11 protein-coding genes are annotated in these 16714 nt (G+C 45.0%); 2 read left to right on the top strand and 9 right to left on the bottom strand.

Translation table 11 applies throughout. From position 1 onward, the window contains the following. Positions 1-10: 10 nt before the first annotated feature. Positions 11-2815 carry a calcium-transporting P-type ATPase, PMR1-type gene (locus FTV88_RS08555; protein WP_243137064.1) on the bottom strand — a complete coding sequence of 935 codons (2805 nt, stop codon included), beginning with the start codon at positions 2813-2815 and terminating at the stop codon, positions 11-13. 185 nt (positions 2816-3000) lie between these two features. Between FTV88_RS08555 and FTV88_RS08550 the strand changes: the two genes are divergently transcribed. Further along, positions 3001-4797: an Rqc2 family fibronectin-binding protein gene (locus FTV88_RS08550; protein WP_153725249.1), complete on the top strand. Its 1797-nt coding sequence runs from the start codon at positions 3001-3003 to the stop codon at positions 4795-4797. A 354-nt stretch (positions 4798-5151) separates the two neighbouring features. Then, the gene (locus FTV88_RS08545; RefSeq protein ID WP_153725248.1) at positions 5152-6369 is read left to right on the top strand and encodes an L-lactate MFS transporter; all 1218 of its coding nucleotides are present in this window, start codon (positions 5152-5154) and stop codon (positions 6367-6369) included. Between the two features lie 143 nt (positions 6370-6512). On the opposite strand, the gene FTV88_RS08540 is transcribed toward FTV88_RS08545, so the two are convergent. The 8 genes from FTV88_RS08540 to FTV88_RS08505 all read right to left on the bottom strand — a co-directional run bounded on the left by FTV88_RS08540 (position 6513) and on the right by FTV88_RS08505 (position 16703). Beyond that, positions 6513-7424: a dihydroorotate dehydrogenase gene (locus FTV88_RS08540; RefSeq protein ID WP_153725247.1), complete on the bottom strand. Its 912-nt coding sequence runs from the start codon at positions 7422-7424 to the stop codon at positions 6513-6515. Continuing rightward, the gene (locus FTV88_RS08535; protein WP_153725246.1) at positions 7417-8238 is read right to left on the bottom strand and encodes a dihydroorotate dehydrogenase electron transfer subunit; all 822 of its coding nucleotides are present in this window, start codon (positions 8236-8238) and stop codon (positions 7417-7419) included. Before FTV88_RS08535 ends, FTV88_RS08540 begins: the two co-directional genes overlap by 8 nt. Before the next feature lie 16 nt (positions 8239-8254). Beyond that, entirely contained in the window at positions 8255-11479 is a 3225-nt protein-coding gene (carB, locus tag FTV88_RS08530) for a carbamoyl-phosphate synthase large subunit (protein WP_153725245.1), read from the bottom strand. Between the two features lies 1 nt (position 11480). Beyond that, positions 11481-12572 (bottom strand): glutamine-hydrolyzing carbamoyl-phosphate synthase small subunit, encoded by a 1092-nt coding sequence (gene carA / locus FTV88_RS08525; protein ID WP_153725244.1) that lies wholly within the window; start codon positions 12570-12572, stop codon positions 11481-11483. Positions 12573-12591: 19 nt separating this feature from the next. Continuing rightward, positions 12592-13896 (bottom strand): dihydroorotase, encoded by a 1305-nt coding sequence (locus FTV88_RS08520; protein WP_153725243.1) that lies wholly within the window; start codon positions 13894-13896, stop codon positions 12592-12594. Beyond that, positions 13880-14821 (bottom strand): aspartate carbamoyltransferase catalytic subunit, encoded by a 942-nt coding sequence (locus tag FTV88_RS08515; protein WP_153725242.1) that lies wholly within the window; start codon positions 14819-14821, stop codon positions 13880-13882. Before FTV88_RS08515 ends, FTV88_RS08520 begins: the two co-directional genes overlap by 17 nt. Before the next feature lie 80 nt (positions 14822-14901). Further along, positions 14902-15450, bottom strand: a complete 549-nt coding sequence (gene pyrR / locus FTV88_RS08510; RefSeq protein WP_153725241.1) for a bifunctional pyr operon transcriptional regulator/uracil phosphoribosyltransferase PyrR — start codon at positions 15448-15450, stop codon at positions 14902-14904. Between the two features lie 290 nt (positions 15451-15740). Further along, positions 15741-16703: an RluA family pseudouridine synthase gene (locus FTV88_RS08505; protein WP_243137063.1), complete on the bottom strand. Its 963-nt coding sequence runs from the start codon at positions 16701-16703 to the stop codon at positions 15741-15743. Positions 16704-16714 lie beyond the last annotated feature (11 nt).

Here is a 16714-nt window from a genome sequence, read left to right as displayed (position 1 = left end):
TATTTTTACACTATAATTCATTGTCTACTTTACGACTCGACCAGGTCACTTTGGAGGAGCGATTCGATCGAGCTATCCAGTGCCAGAGGCCTGCCAAGAAAAGCCATCCACCTGCAAAAAATAGAATGACCAACCAGTGGGTCGCTTCTAGAGGAACGGTTTGAAAAATGGCTTGTAGCGGCGGAACATAAACGACTGCAATTTGCATCAGCGCTGACAAGGCGACAGCACCAATTAAGTAAGGATTGCTTGTCCAACCGAGCTCAAATATAGAATATCTTTCAGAACGACATTCAAAAACATAAAAGAGTTGAAAAAAGGTTAAAGTGCAAAAAGCCATCGTTCGAGCTAAATCAAGATCACCTAGGTAGATTCCGTAAGCAAAAACAGCGAGCGTAGCAATGCCACAGTATGTTCCCCAGAATAAAATCTTCTTCGCTAAGCCTCTCGAGAAGATGCTTTCTCGAGGATGGCGCGGCGAGCGCTCCATAACATCCTTTTCAGCCTTTTCTAACCCTAAAGCCATAGCTGGCAAGCCATCGGTCACGAGATTGACCCAGAGCAATTGAACAGGCAACAAAGGCAAAGGCATGGCCATTAAGCTCGCTAAGAACATGACGAGAACTTCTCCCGTATTGCAAGATAAAAGATAGCGAATGAACTTCCGTATGTTGTCATAGATAGCTCGACCTTGTCGCACCGCTCCAGCAATGGTAACAAAATTATCGTCGGCTAAGACCATAGAAGAAGCTTCTTTGGTAACATCAGTGCCTGTACGCCCCATCGATATTCCAATATCTGCTTCCTTTACAGCAGGTGCATCATTCACACCATCGCCAGTCATCGCAACGACATGTCCTCGTTCTTTGAAAGCCCGGACGATCCTTAGTTTGTGTGCTGGCGATACCCTGGCGAAAACAGCAGTTCTTTCTACTCGCTCTGCGAGCTCACGAGGGCCCATCTGATCGAGTTCATGGCCTTTGACGACTTCCTCTGATCCCTTGGCAATGTGCAGTTCTCTCGCAATGGCCAAGGCTGTTACAGGATGATCGCCTGTAATCATAATCGTTTTGATCCCAGCTCTTTGACAACTTTTTACCGCTTCTTGCACACCCGATCTTGGTGGATCCATCATACCTACAAAGCCAAGAAAGATTAAGCTTTCTTCAGCCCTAGAAGCATCATCTTCGTTATGCTCTATAGGCGGCAAAGGTCGATAGGCCAGCGCAAGGACACGTAGAGCTTTTTGCCCCATCTTCTCGCTTATTGCCATAAGCGAGTCTTTATCTTCGTCCGTTAAAAGTTCCCTTTTCCCTTCCATTTGTACAGAAGCACAGCGTTGCAAAACTTGTTCCGGTGCACCTTTTACGTAAGAAAAAAAACGCTTCCTGCGGTCTTCTACAATCACAGCCATTCTTTTTCGAGTGGAGTCAAAAGGAAGCTCTTTGATTCTTCTATATTCTTTTTCTACATTTTCACGGTAAATTCCTGCTTTAGCACTTAAAACCATTAAAGCAACTTCTGTTGGATCGCCTTGCCCTTGCCATGTCCCCTTTTTCGCGCCCAAAAAAGATGGTTGAGGCGATTTTAAATAAGCATTATTACAAAGGGTTGCTGCCTGTAATAACTCTGTTACAGGCTTCTTATTCTTCAAAATCTCTCCACGAACTCGAAAAGCGCCGATGGGCTCGTAGCCTTGTCCTTCTACCATAACAGTACCCATAGGACCTGGCAAAAATATCTCACGAACGGTCATCTCATTCTGGGTTAACGTGCCTGTTTTGTCAGAGCATATTACGGTAGCACAACCTAAGGTCTCAACAGCTGGAAGCTTTCTTATAATCGCTCGGTTTTTGATCATTTTTTGTACACCAATGGCGAGTGCGATCGTGACAATCGCTGGTAAACCTTCGGGAATGGCTGCTACAGCAAGGCTGACACCTACGAGAAGCATGCGATAGATAGGTTCTCCCTGCCACAAGCCAATGAGCACAACAAGAGTACAAACAAAAAGACAAAGAGCCACAAGAGTTTTTCCTAGCTGTTCTAAGCGTCTTTGTAGCGGTGTCATTTCTTGATCTACCGATTCTATTAAATGTGCAATATGCCCCATCTCTGTATCCATAGCCGTTCCGACAACGATACCTTTTCCCCGACCTTGTGTTACCATCGTTCCTGAAAAAGCCATATTGTAGCGATCCCCTAAGCTTGTCTCCTCTTCATCGATAAAGCCACATTCTTTACGAACAGCGATTGATTCACCTGTTAAAGCGGCTTCATCTACTTTCAATTCTGTCACTTCAATTAAACGAAGATCGGCAGGAACGCGATCACCGGATTCTAAGAAAAGAATATCGCCGGGCACAATCTCTTCTGCTGCAATCGTCTTTACCTGGCCGTCACGAAGAACTTTTGCCTCCGGGGCGGTTAATTTTTTTAATGCCTCTAAGGACTTTTCTGCTCGATATTCTTGTACAAAGCCTAGGATGGCATTCATGATCACAATCGCTAGAATGGTTAAGGCATCAATCGTTTCACCTAAGAAAAAAGAAAAAATTGTAGCACCGAGTAGAACAAGTATCATAAAGTCTTGAAACTGCTGGATCAACTTTTTCCACAGCGGCTCTTTCATCGCTTCGGCAATTCGATTGGGACCTACTAAAGCTCTCCTGTTTTTCACAACTTTCTCTTTTAGACCTTCTACCAGATCACTTTCAAAAAAATCTACCACTTCTTCTACCTTGCGTGAATGCCATGACTTTTCTCGTAAAGACGTCGGCGTTGGCCGGCCTCCTACGCTGCCATCTTTCTCCATGACCATCCTCCTCAACTAGAGCCCTTACCTCTTTGTCTAATGACTATGATCAGGAAAAGCTTTCCATGCATAGTGTCCAGTGAGAAGTCCCTCGAATAAAGGAAGTTATAACAATACAATTTCTCAATTGCTCCTACCAAAGAGACCATGGTATGATCAAGTGACTTAAAAGGAGGATAAACAAGGTGGCTTTAGATGGAATCACATTACAGGCCCTTATTCAAGAATTGGAAGATCTCCTTCCGTCAGGGCGAATTGATCGGATTGTTCAACCTGAACCAGAAGAAGTTCATCTTATAGGAAGAACTGGTAGCAAGAATTGGCGTTTGTTGCTATCGGCCCATGCGATGACGGCTCGATTACACCTCACCAAAGTGAACAAAGCAAATCCAGCGCAACCACCTCTTTTTTGCATGGTATTACGCAAGCATCTTGAAGGAGGACGCATACAAAAGATCGAGCAAATCCCTTGGGAACGAATTGTAATGATCACCATAGAGGGCAAAGACGAGTTAGGAGGCCGAACAGAGAAAAAACTAATTCTAGAGATCATGGGCCGTCACTCGAACCTGATTCTACTGGATAAAAAAACAGGACAAATCGTTGATGGCGTACGACGATATAGCCATGCCATCAGTCGCCATCGCGAAGTTTTACCAGGGCGTCAGTACCTTTTACCACCAGCACAAAACAAAGTAGCACCCCATCCTTTAACCGATGAAGAGCTAGCCCAAATTCTTTATAAAGACGGCGATAAAAAGGTACAAAAAAGCCTGCAAGAAAATGTCGCAGGCTTAAGTCCAGAAACAGCCCGAGAAATTTGTTATCGTGCTGAATTGGATGAGCAAATCAAAGTAGGCCATTGCGGCAACTATGAGTTTCGTCGTATCATTATCGCTTTGCAAGAGTTACTGCAAATTTTTGAAGAAAAAGATATTAAAGGCAAGATATACAGAGAAGGAGAAACCTTAAAAACTTTCTCTCCCTGGCCCCTTCATCATCTCAGCAAAGTATATGAAGAAGAAAAAGGGAGCCTTAATGAAACAGTAGATGGCTTTTATCTGGGCAAAGTAGATCTAGAAAAAAGAAATATCTTTCGTCAAAGCCTTCAAAAAAAAGTTGCCGCCGAGTGGGATAAGCTACAACGAAAGCAAAAAAGCCAAGAACAAGATATTGAAGAAGCAAAAAAAGATCTAATCTGTCGTACCTGGGGCGATCTTATCTTTACCAACTTGTACAAGCTACAAGGTGGTGAAGAAGTTTTCGTAGCCACCGATCTAGAAAAGCCCGAAGTAAGTCACACCATTATCCTAGATCCCGCTCTTTCAGCGACAGAAAATGCCCAAACCTTTTACAGCCGTTATAACAAAGCAACGGCAACAGTCCTCCAAGCAACAGAACAGCTCACAAAAACAAAAGACGATCTTCGCTATGTTAGTTCCGTACTGACCACATTAGAACAAAGTGAAACAATAGAAGATCTTTTCGAAATCAAGCAAGAACTAATTCAAGAAGGCTACTTACCGAGAGAAAAGGAACAAAAAAGTACCAAAAAGCATTCAAACAAGAAAAAAGGACAAAAGGACAAAAAAGCAGCCCCACTTCCAGAACCACTGACAATTCTTCATCCCGAAGGCTGGACCATTTTGGTAGGGCGCAACAATCGTCAAAACGACTACCTAACGATGAAAGTAGCACGAGATAAAGACCTGTGGTTACACACCAAAGATATACCAGGCGCTCACGTGCTCATTCCACGACGTGATGGTAGAGAAATACCCTTATCTGTTCTTGAAAAAGCAGCCACCTACGCAGCCTACTATAGCCAAGGTCGTCAAAGTGCAAAAGTGCCTGTCGATTATACGGAACGTCGTTATGTACGCAAGCCAACAGGTGCCAAGCCAGGCTTTGTCATCTATGATCATCAACAGACCCTTTGGGTTAACCCTCAAAGCATTGTAGAAGGCTCATTCCAAAGATAACAGTGATATACTTGAAAGTTCAAAAAAATGTGTAATATCTTAATTACGTAAATTTTTTGTAAATACTTGTTCTTTTCTGTCAGATCCTATACAATGTTAAACGGTTATGGCGAGGGAGGGAAAATGTTAGCAAGAACATAGACAGAGAATCGCAAAGGAAAACTAGAGAAAAATAAAAATTTCTTCGGGCTATCAGCCATGTTATGGGGTCTTCATTTTAAAAACATTTTTTCGCAGTTTAGAACAAGAACGCTGAAAGCAACGTATGTACCAATGGCTGTAGAAGCTCGATCGTTCAATATGTTATCAAAAACATATTGATGTGCTCCGTTGCAACAATGAAGGAGGAAACTAATGAATTCATCATATCGTGGCTGGTTAGTCGTATTAGCTGGATTTGGGATTAACCTTACACTCGGTATCCTATATACTTGGAGTGTTTTCGCCAAAGAACTGACCGAGAAGCTGCAATGGACAAACACAGAGGCCACGCTGCCTTACACCTTGGCCATTGCTATGTTTGCCTTGTTGATGTGGCCTGCCGGTCGTATGCAAGACCGTTATGGAGCTCGCATTGTAGCGACCGTAGGTGGTGCTCTTTGTGGTATCGGATTGATCATTGCCAGTCTCTATCCCTCACCAACAATGGTTATGCTCTCTTTCGGAATTTTAACTGGTTCAGGGATTGGTTTGGCCTATGCTGCTGCTACGCCTGCAGCCATTAAATGGTTCCCACCAGAGAAGAAAGGCTTAATTACAGGAATTGTTGTTACAGGTTTTGGTGGAGCTGCTGTCTACGCTTCTCCATTGGCATCATACCTGTTAAATACCTATGGTATCCAGCAATCATTCTTAATTCTTGGTATTGCTTTTACCGTTGTTAGTGTACTACTCGCTCAATTTCTTGTTCCTCCACCAGCACAAGAAAGTACAAGTCCTGGTGCCGGCGCATCTGCTGTCACAGCGCAGGCCCGCCAGTACAGTGTTAGCGAAATGACTCGAACCCCTCAATTCTACTATCTCTGGTTTATATTTGCGTGCATTGCCATGTCTGGCTTAATGGTAATTGGTCATGCTGCGAAAATTATGAGTCTAAGTGGCGCTAACTGGGGCTTTATCCTTGTCGCTATTCTTGCAATTGCCAATGCAGGCGGTCGCTTAATGTCTGGTGCTTTATCTGATAAATTAGGTCGAACCAAAACGATGACCTTTGTTTTCGCACCTGCTGCTATTGTCTTAGGAGTACTTAACTTCTTAGACTCCCCCTACATGATTGCTGCAGCTCTCATTGTTGTTGGTTTTGCCTATGGTGCATCCATTGCTCTAGTGCCTGCTACAACAGCAGACTACTATGGAACGAAAAACCTTGGTACCAACTATGGTGTTGTTTTCACTGGTTGGGGTGTTGGTGGTGTCTTCGGTCCTATGTTAGCTGGCTATATGGTCGATTCTACAGGCACCTACACCGTTGCATACATTGTTGCAGCAGCCTTGGCTGCCGTTGCAACAGTCCTCTCTATCATGCTAAAAGCACCTGTTGAAGAGCCTTCGGGCAAGAAAGCCTTGGCGTAAAGTCTACACTCCTTACTTCGCCTTTTTACGGTACGAATCTACCTCCCTGACACAGGGAGGTTTTTTTTATTTAGAAACGGAAAAAAGCCCCCATAAATCCATCGATTATGGGGGCTCTACGCAGTCATAGTCATATTCCCTTGTTACGTATGGGCCGCTCCAATTAATTCTTGGATAGAGGAGAGGCCTTCTCTCTCACAAAAAGATTCAATTCCTTCCACAATATCCATTGTAGCTCGCGGGTTGGTAAAGTTGGCTGTACCAACAGCGACAGCAGTAGCACCAGCCATGATAAATTCAAGGGCATCTCGCGAGGACATAATGCCACCCATCCCTAAGATAGGAAGAGATACAGCTTTGTAAACTTGATAAACCATTCGTAAAGCCACTGGCTTCACAGCAGGTCCCGACAGACCACCAAAGGTATTGGCCAACTGAGGTCGTCTTCGTTCCACATCAATGGCCATACCTAAGAGAGTGTTAATTAAGGCCACTGCATCAGCACCGGCATCTTCCACAGCTCTCGCCATTTCTGTAATATCGGTGACATTCGGCGAAAGCTTCACGATGACAGGCTTATTGGTATGCTTTCGTACCATTTTTGTCACATCAGCAGCCATACAAGGGGAAGTTCCGAACTGAATGCCACCTTGCTTCACATTGGGGCAAGAGATGTTGACTTCAATGGCTGCAATGCCTGCACATTGGTCAATAATTGCAGTAAGATCTCCATACTCTTCTAGTGTGTTTCCGCTGATATTGACAATAACAGGTGTTCCAAGAGGCTCTAAAGGAGGCAAGTGATTTTTAATAAAAGCTTCAATACCAGGATTCTGCAAGCCTATGGCATTGAGCATTCCGGCTGCTGTTTCAGCCATACGCGGTGTGGCGTTGCCTTCTCGCCCTTCTAAAGTGGTTCCTTTTACCACAATTGCACCTAAGCGACGCAAATCTACAAAAGGCTCAAATTCAACACCAAAGCCGAAAGTCCCTGAAGCCGTTGTTACAGGATTTTTCATGGCTAGGCCGCCAAGATTTACAGCTAGATCAGCCATCCCAGATCACCTCTTTGCTCCAGAAGACGGGGCCGTCCGTACATATTTTGCTATGAGTCCATACTTTGCCTTCTTGTTCTGCTTTTGTCTTACAGACACAGGAAAGACAAGCACCAAGACCACAGCCCATTCGCTCTTCTAGGGATACTTGGCAAAGCCATCCTTTATCTGTAGCCAGTTCATGAATTGCTTTAAGCATTCCCATGGGTCCACAAGTATATAGAATTGGTTGGCGCCCTTGCAGAGGAAGGGTATCGAATAGGTCCGTCACTCGACCATAGTGACCGCAAGAGCCATCTTCTGTCGCCAGATCGACGAAAACACCTCTTGTTCTAAAATCATCGACAGCAACCAATTGTTCTTCACAACGTCCACCACAAAGCAAAATACCAGGATTGCCTACAGAGGACCAAGCTTCTGCTAATGGTAAAAGTGGGGCAATTCCAATTCCACCAGCCACATAAATCGGAACAACCGATTGAGCAGGCACGTTCTTATCGCCAGGTAAAGACCAACCACGCCCCAAAGGACCCCAGATCTCTATCTTTTCACCAGCTTTGCACTGTGCAAGGAGGGCTGTTCCTCTTCCTACCCGATGATAGAGTAAAGTAACAGTACCTTCATGGGGATCAATATGATGAAGGCTAATGGGACGAGGGAGCAAGGGATCGTAAGTAGCACTAACTCGAACTTGGAGGAACTGGCCCGGCCGAGAACGGCGAGCCAGCTCAGGTGCTACGAGTTGAATTCGAAAAATATCTTTTTTTACTTCTATATGGTTCAGCACAGTGGCTTGATGGATTAGAGGCTGCATCCAATCGCCGCCTTTCCTATTGAGCCAAATATTCTTGCAGAGGAATCATATCAAAATCATTGCCTTTGCGGATTTCCTTTAGCGTTTGTAACAGAACAGAAGTTGTATCTAAAGAAGTTAAGCAAGGAATGGAATGCTCTACCGCAGCACGGCGAATCTTAAAGCCGTCTCTTTGCGGTTCTTTTCCTCTTGTCATGGTGTTGATAATGAGCTGAATCTTATCTTCTTTGATCAAGTCAATAATATGGGGTGAACCTTCGCCAATCTTGTTGACAGCTTGTACAGGTACGCCAGCTTTTTGAAGAGCCTCTGCTGTACCGCCTGTAGCGATGATAGGGAATCCGAGTTCGTGGAATTCTTTGAGGATGGCGATAGCTTCATCTTTGTCTTTATCAGCAACGGTCGCCAAAACAGTGCCACTCTCTGGAATGTCCATGCCGCCACCGACTAAAGCTTTGTAAAAAGCTTTGTGGAAGTTGGCATCGACACCCATCACTTCCCCGGTAGACTTCATTTCAGGTCCAAGGGAAGTTTCAACGTCAACCAATTTTCCGAAGGAGAAGACAGGCACTTTAACAGCTACGTAAGGTGGTGGTGGTACAAGTCCGCCTTCATAACCCTGTTGCGCCAGTGTCTCGCCTAATATAATGCGCGTCGCAATGTTAATCATAGGAATATTGGTAATTTTCGATAGATAAGGCACTGTACGGCTAGAACGGGGGTTCACTTCAATTACATAGACTTGATCGTCATGGAGAACATATTGAATGTTCAAGACGCCTCTAACGTTAAGGTGTAAAGCGAGCTTGGTTGTATAGTCAACAATTGTATTAATAATTCTTTCGGAAAGGTTGTTCGCTGGATAGACGGCGATAGAGTCTCCGGAGTGAACGCCCGCTCTTTCGACATGTTCCATAATGCCAGGAATGAGCACTCTTTCGCCATCGGCAATGGCATCAACTTCGATTTCTTTTCCAATCATGTATTTGTCTACAAGCACAGGATGCTTGGGATTCACTTCTACAGCTGTTGTCATATAGCCAACCAGTTCATCGTCATTATAGACGATTTCCATGGCTCGACCGCCAAGTACATAAGAAGGACGAACAAGTACAGGATAACCGACTTCTCGGGCCACAGCCAAGGCACCTTCAACAGATGTAGCTGTTTTTCCCGGTGGTTTTGCAATGTCCAGTTCCGTCAAGACTTGGTCAAAGCGATCGCGGTCTTCGGCACGGTCAATATCATCGACAGATGTCCCTAAAATCTTATAGCCTGCTTCAGCCAGTGGTGCTGCTAGGTTAATGGCTGTTTGTCCACCAAACTGTACAATTACACCTTCAGGCTTTTCTTTGTTCAAGATGTGAATCACATCTTCAGGGAGAAGTGGTTCGAAGTAGAGGCGGTCTGCTGTATCGAAATCGGTAGATACCGTTTCTGGGTTGTTATTAATAATAATTGATTCGTAACCTCTTTCAGCAATGGCCCAGAGAGAATGAACGGAGCAGTAGTCGAACTCAACACCTTGACCGATACGAATGGGGCCAGACCCAAGTACAACCACTTTGGGGCGGTCCGTAACGTTTGCTTCGTCTTCTTTCTCATAGCTAGAGTAGAAGTAAGGCGTTTCAGCTTCAAACTCAGCGGCGCAAGTATCAACCATTTTATAGACCGGTTGAATCTTCTCATTCAGGCGATATTGTCGAATCGTTACTTCGTCGATAGCTACAATTCGAGCCAGATCAGCATCGGCAAAGCCCATCTTTTTCGCTTTGGTTAATAGGTCTAGAGGAATGGCTTCTACCGTTTGGCCTTTATATGTGGCTAACTCATTTTCCATGGTGACAATATTTTTGATTTTGTGGAGGAAGAAGAAATCTATCGCCGTAATCTCGTTGATTTTTGCAACGGTCCAACCACGACGGAAAGCTTCGCCTAGGACAAACAAACGACGGTCGTCGGCTTCGACGAGAGCTTTCGTAAGATCTTCATCAGAAAGCTTGTCCCACCCTTTCTGATAGAGACCTTCAACACCCATTTCTAAAGAACGAATGGCTTTCATTAAAGCAGCTTCAAAATTTCTTTCAATGGCCATCACTTCACCTGTCGCTTTCATCTGTGTGCCAAGACGACGGTGAGCACCTGTGAACTTATCAAAAGGCCAACGAGGAATTTTCATGACTACATAATCGATGGTTGGTTCAAAGCAAGCGTAGGTTTTTCCGGTAACTGCATTGGGAATCTCATCAAGGGTCTTACCAATGGCGATTTTAGCCGCCACTTTGGCTATCGGATATCCCGTTGCTTTCGAGGCTAAAGCAGAAGAGCGGCTTACACGAGGATTCACTTCAATGACGATATATTCGAAAGAGTCCGGATGTAAGGCCAGCTGTACGTTACAGCCTCCTTCAATTTTTAGTGAGCGAATAATCTTAATAGAAGCAGCGCGAAGCATCTGGAATTCTCGATCCGACAATGTTTGTGTAGGCGCTACAACGATAGAATCACCGGTGTGAATGCCCACAGGATCTACGTTTTCCATACTACAAATGGTGATGCAGTTGTCAGCACTGTCGCGCATGACTTCGAACTCAATTTCTTTCCAACCTGCTACACTGCGTTCTACAAGAATCTGGCTAATCGGAGAATGCTTTAAGCCACGCACAGCGACTGCTTTGAATTCTTCCATATCACTAGCAATTCCACCGCCTGTCCCACCTAAGGTGTAGGCAGGTCGGATAATTAAGGGAAAGCCTACTTCTTCAGCAAAAGCGACAGCATCTTCTAAGGTCTCTACAATCGTTGATTGCGGAACCGGTTCGCCGATTTCTTCCATCATTTGCTTGAAAAGATCTCGATCTTCTGCTTTTTCAATGGCAGACAAAGGTGTTCCTAAAAGACGAACGTTCAGCTCTTCGAGGATACCTCGTTCCGCAAGAATGCGTGCTACGTTCAGACCGACTTGTCCACCCAGTGTTGGCAGCAAGCCATCTGGTTTTTCTTGTCGTATGATTCTTTCCACAAAATCAGGTGTCAATGGCTCAATGAAGACCCGATCTGCAATGTTGGCATCTGTCATAATCGTCGCTGGGTTGGAGTTGACAAGAATAACTTCAAAGCCTTCTTCTTTAAGCGCACGACAAGCCTGTGTCCCTGCATAGTCAAATTCTGCGGCTTGCCCGATTACGATAGGGCCAGAGCCAATTACCATTACTTTGCGCAATTCTTTTCTGTCAGACATACTAGGCCTTCCTTTCACGATTCTCGTCAATCATTGTTATGAACTGATCAAAAAGCATGTTGCAATCTCCGGGTCCTGGTCCTGCTTCAGGGTGATATTGAACTGAAAAAGCAGGTGCATTCTTAAAGCGAATTCCTTCTACGGATTTATCATTCATGTTAATATGAGTCACTTCTACGTATTCAGGCAGTGTATCTTGATCAATCACATAGCCGTGGTTTTGACTTGTAATATAGATGCGGCCTGTTGATAAATCTTTAACGGGCTGGTTACCACCACGATGGCCAAAAGGTAACTTGTAGCTTTTGGCACCCGATGAAAGAGCTAAGATCTGGTGTCCTAAGCAGATGGCAAAGATGGGTTTGTATCCAATGAGCTGACGAACTGTTTCAATGGCATAGGGAACAGCCATAGGGTCTCCCGGCCCGTTGGAAAGCATAATTGCATCGGGGTCCAATGCTTTTATGTCTTCAACTGACGTGGTAGCTGGCACTACAACAACTTCACAACCGCGCTCGTAAAGAGAAGAAATGATACTTTGCTTGGCACCAAAATCCATAACTAGGACACGAGGGCCATCACCCTTTAAGGTATAGACTTCTTTTGTCGTCACTTCTTCAACGAGTGATTGTTCAGAAATAGCGGGGGAACCTTTTATTTGTTCTAAAAGAGCAGGAATGTTAAGCTCTTCTTGGCCGCTTACAATGATACCTTTCAGTGCACCATGACTGCGAATTTTACGAGTTAAGGCTCTTGTGTCAATCTCAGCAAGAGCAACAATCCCTTCCTGACGCAAGTAGCTATCGATAGGCTGTTCACATCTCCAGTTAGAAGGTTCTTGGGCCCACTCTTTTACGATGAAGCCACGTAAGGAAGGCTTCTTTGACTGAAAGTCATCTTTGTTAACACCGTAGTTTCCAATCAAAGGATAAGTCATCACGACAATTTGACCACAGTAGGAAGGATCGGTGAGCACTTCCTGGTATCCTGTCATCGAAGTATTGAAGACGACTTCACCGGTTTGCTGTCCTGTTGCTCCGAATGCTTTCCCTTCCCAGATAGAACCATCTTCTAATAGTAAGTATCCTTTCAAGTCCATGCCCTCCATTAGTCTACAATTCGTCAACAATTTCTCGATTCTTCATCACAATGCGCCCACCAACAAGAGTGTAGATGGGCCAAGAGCGAAGCTTCCACCCAAGAAAAGGTGTGTTTTTTCCTTGGGAAGCCCAACCGTCAAGGGTGACAGTTTCTTCTCTCTGGGGATCAATGATTGTTATATCGGCAGGTGCGCCGACTGCTAAAGTGCCACCCGGAAGGTTGCACCGCGCTGCTGGATGAACTGTTAATGCGGCTACCATTTCGTTTACCGTTAGAACTTTATCTTCTATTAACTCACGCCAGTATATGGGCCAGGCTGTTTCTAAGCCAGAGATACCAAAAGGCGTGTAGGCATATTCACGTGCTTTTTCTTCCGTAGTATGTGGGGCATGATCGGTTGCTAAAATCGTCAAGGTTCCATCACGCAATCCTTTTTTCAAGGCCTGACGATCTTTTTCCGTCCGCAAGGGTGGATTAACTTTCGTAGCACTGTTGAATCCTTCCACCGCTGCATCGGTAAGGGCAAGATGATGAGGGCAAACTTCACCTGTCACATCAACGCCTCTTGCTCTAGCCTGCTTGATGATTTCTACAGCACCGGCTGTTGACACATGGGCAATATGAATCGATGCACCGGTAGCTTCTGCTAACATAATATCGCGGGCCACGATGATATCTTCGGCGACAGTAGGTATGCCTTTAAGCCCTAGCAAGGTAGACCAGTAGCCTTCATTCATTACCCCTTCGTGGACGAGATCGTCATCTTCACAATGGCAAATGATCAACCGCTCACACATCTGGGAATACTGAAGAGCTCGGCGCATAATATCGCTGCGAGCAACGGTCTTGCCATCATCGGAAAAAGCGATAGCACCGCAAGAGGCCATGTCAGCCATTTCTGCCAACTCTTGTCCTTGTAATCCCTTGGTAATCGCACCAATCGGATAAACTCGGACAAGGCCTGTTTCTTTCGAGCGTTTTAATAAAAATTCTACTCCGCTTTGACTATCACAGACAGGCGTAGTATTGGCCATGGCGGCAACAGCGGTAAAGCCGCCTCGCGCTGCTGCACGAGTTCCCGTAGCAATCGTTTCTTTCGCTTCACCACCCGGTTCGCGTAGATGACAGTGGAGATCGATTAATCCAGGAATAACAAGCTTTCCTTCTGCATCGATGACTACATCGTCTTTCGTTGCCTCTTCTGCTAAAGCAAGAGCATGACCTACAATCTGTCCATTTTCAATTTTTAGATCGCTGATTCTATCTACATCATTGGCGGGGTCAATCACTCGACCTTTTTTAATGTACAGAGCCATGGGCAGCGCCTCCTCCCATCATCAAGTACAAAATGGCCATCCGTACAGCCACTCCGTTGGTGACTTGTTCTTCAATGGCTGCAAAGTCAGCGTCCGCTACATCGTTGGCAATTTCAATGCCTCGGTTCATCGGTCCAGGATGCAGTACGAGTACATCGGATTTGCAGCGCTTAAGTCGTTCTTGATTCAAAGCATAAAGTCGAGCATATTCTCGGATCGTCGGGAAGAGGCCTTTTTGCTGTCTCTCCAATTGCATCCGCAACACGTTGACTACGTCGGCACCTTCTAAGGCTTCTTCTACCGATGTATAGGCTTTTACGCCGAGTGACTCGATTTCCGGTGGCAATAGTGTGGCAGGTCCACAGACACGAACTTTCGCACCCATTGTTGTTAAACCCCAGATATTAGAGCGTGCCACTCGTGAGTGTAAAATATCGCCGAGAATCGTAACGGTAAGCCCTTCTAGCTTTCCTTTTCTTTCTCGTATCGTTAACATATCTAGAAGCCCTTGCGTGGGATGTTCATGAGCACCATCTCCAGCGTTAATAATACGTGCTTTTACATGCTTTCCTAGCATAGCCGGTGCCCCAGAAGCACCATGGCGGATCACAATAATGTCCGCGCCCATGGCATCGATGGTTTTTCCTGTGTCAATCAAAGACTCTCCTTTGACGACAGAGGAAGTTGAGGCAGAAATGTTGATTGTGTCTGCACTCATGTATTTGCCTGCTAGCTCAAAGGACGTGCGCGTACGTGTCGAAGCTTCATAGAACAAACAGACGACCGTTTTACCCCGTAAGGTCGGTACTTTTTTAATATCTCTTTGAATTACATCTCTCATTGGTAGTGCTGTGTCTAAAATATGGGTGATTTCTTGGGCACTCATGCCTCGTAAGCCGAGTAGATCTTTCCGTTGCAAGCTCATTGAATGCTTCGCCTCCTATAACTCCTAGGCAGAAATGTCATAAAAAGACCTCCTGGCAGGCCGGGAGGTTCTTTTTTCCATCAGAAAGAAATCTCCTGAATAGAAACAACATCATCTCCATCAATCTCTTGAAGACGAACAGAAATGTTTTCTTTTTTCGCAGTTGGTACATTTTTTCCAACAAAATCAGCACGAATTGGAAGCTCCCGATGACCGCGATCGATTAACACAGCCAATTGAATGGCTTGAGGTCGACCTATGTCCATCAAGGCATCTAAAGCAGCTCTTACTGTACGACCTGTATAAAGTACATCATCAACTAAAACGACGATTTTTCCGTCGATAGAAAACGGAACCTCTGTTTTGTGGATCAGGGGCTGTACGTGCAAAGTCGTAAGATCGTCTCGATAGAGGGTAATATCGAGTGCACCTAGCGGAATTTGTAAGCCTTCAATATCAGCAATTTTTTCCCGTAAACGCTGTGCCAGAGGCACACCACGGCGTCGAATTCCTACAAAAACAAGTTCTTCTACACCCTGGTTTTTTTCTACAATCTCATGGGCAATACGGGTTATAGCACGGCGAATTCCTTCTGAATCCATTAAATGAGCTTTCACTGGTAAAGACATGGAACGCACCCTCCTTGTTCCCATTCCAGATAGTAAAACCCCAAACATAAGGCATAACAGTACAGCAAAAAAGCCTGCCTTGTGTCGTTCACCGACAAAGACAGGCTTTCGTTGTTATAGGTAGAATTCACCCTACAAAAAAGCTACCTCTCCACTGAGGTTTTTAGCCTCTTAGGGAAATTCAATGTAACATCCTATATTCTACGATGCCCAACCTTGTCAGCCTCACAGGACCGAGTTAAAGGATGGTCTAGTTATTAAAACTATTGTAAGTCTCATGTCGAATCTTGTCAATCCTTTTGTCTTAGTTTGCCCAAAAGTTTTAGAAGTACTTCTGGTGCTTCCGCTTCAAAAGTCATCATTTCTTGACTGCGCGGATGTTGAAATTGAAGTCGCCAAGCATGTAAGGCTTGCCCCTTTAAGTTAAAAGCGCTTTTGCGGGGGCCGTATTTGGGATCACCTGCAACAGGGTGACCCATGTAGGCGAGGTGAACACGAATCTGATGTGTTCGGCCTGTTTCTAAAGAACACTGTAGGAGACTAAAGCCAGCATCTACAGGAAATCGCTCTTTGACAACAAAGTGTGTCACCGCTGCTTTCCCCGTTGATATCACTGCCATCTTTTGTCGATCTTGGGGATCACGACCAATGGGGGCGTCAATACGACCCGTCTCAGCAGGTACGATTCCATGGACTAAAGCTAGATAATCTCTTTGAACACGATGTTCTTTGACCTGGTTGGCCAGATCGATATGGGCCTTATCATTTTTAGCAACCACCAACAATCCCGACGTATCTTTGTCTATGCGATGAACGATGCCGGGTCGAATCTCGCCATTAATGCCTGATAAGTCTTTGATGTGGTAAAGCAAAGCATTGACCAGTGTTCCACTATGATGACCTTCTGCAGGATGAACAACGAGACCGGCTGGTTTGTTGATTACAACAACATCTTCGTCTTCATGGACGATTGAAATTGGAATATCTTCCGGACCAATGGCAACGGGTTGTGGAAAAGATTTGCTAACTTGAATTTGATCGCCTGATCTCACTTTATAGTTGGCCTTTAGCGCTTTGCCATGGAGAGTAACTCTTTCATCTCGTATCCAAATCTGTCCATGAGAACGTGAAGGCGCAATGCCTTTTTGAAAAAGCCAGAGATCGAGACGGCTTCCTGCTTCCTCTGGCGTGACTTCTATTTGAAGGACTTCGCCTTCTATTTCATCAGGTAACCAGTTGTTTTCATCTATCACGATTGTCACCG

Origin of the sequence: Heliorestis convoluta (assembly GCF_009649955.1) — a bacterium.
In the GTDB taxonomy this organism is placed as follows: Bacteria; Bacillota; Desulfitobacteriia; order Heliobacteriales; family Heliobacteriaceae; genus Heliorestis; species Heliorestis convoluta.
Note: the sequence above shows the minus strand (reverse complement) of the source record. Positions and strands in the feature narration are given on the sequence as shown.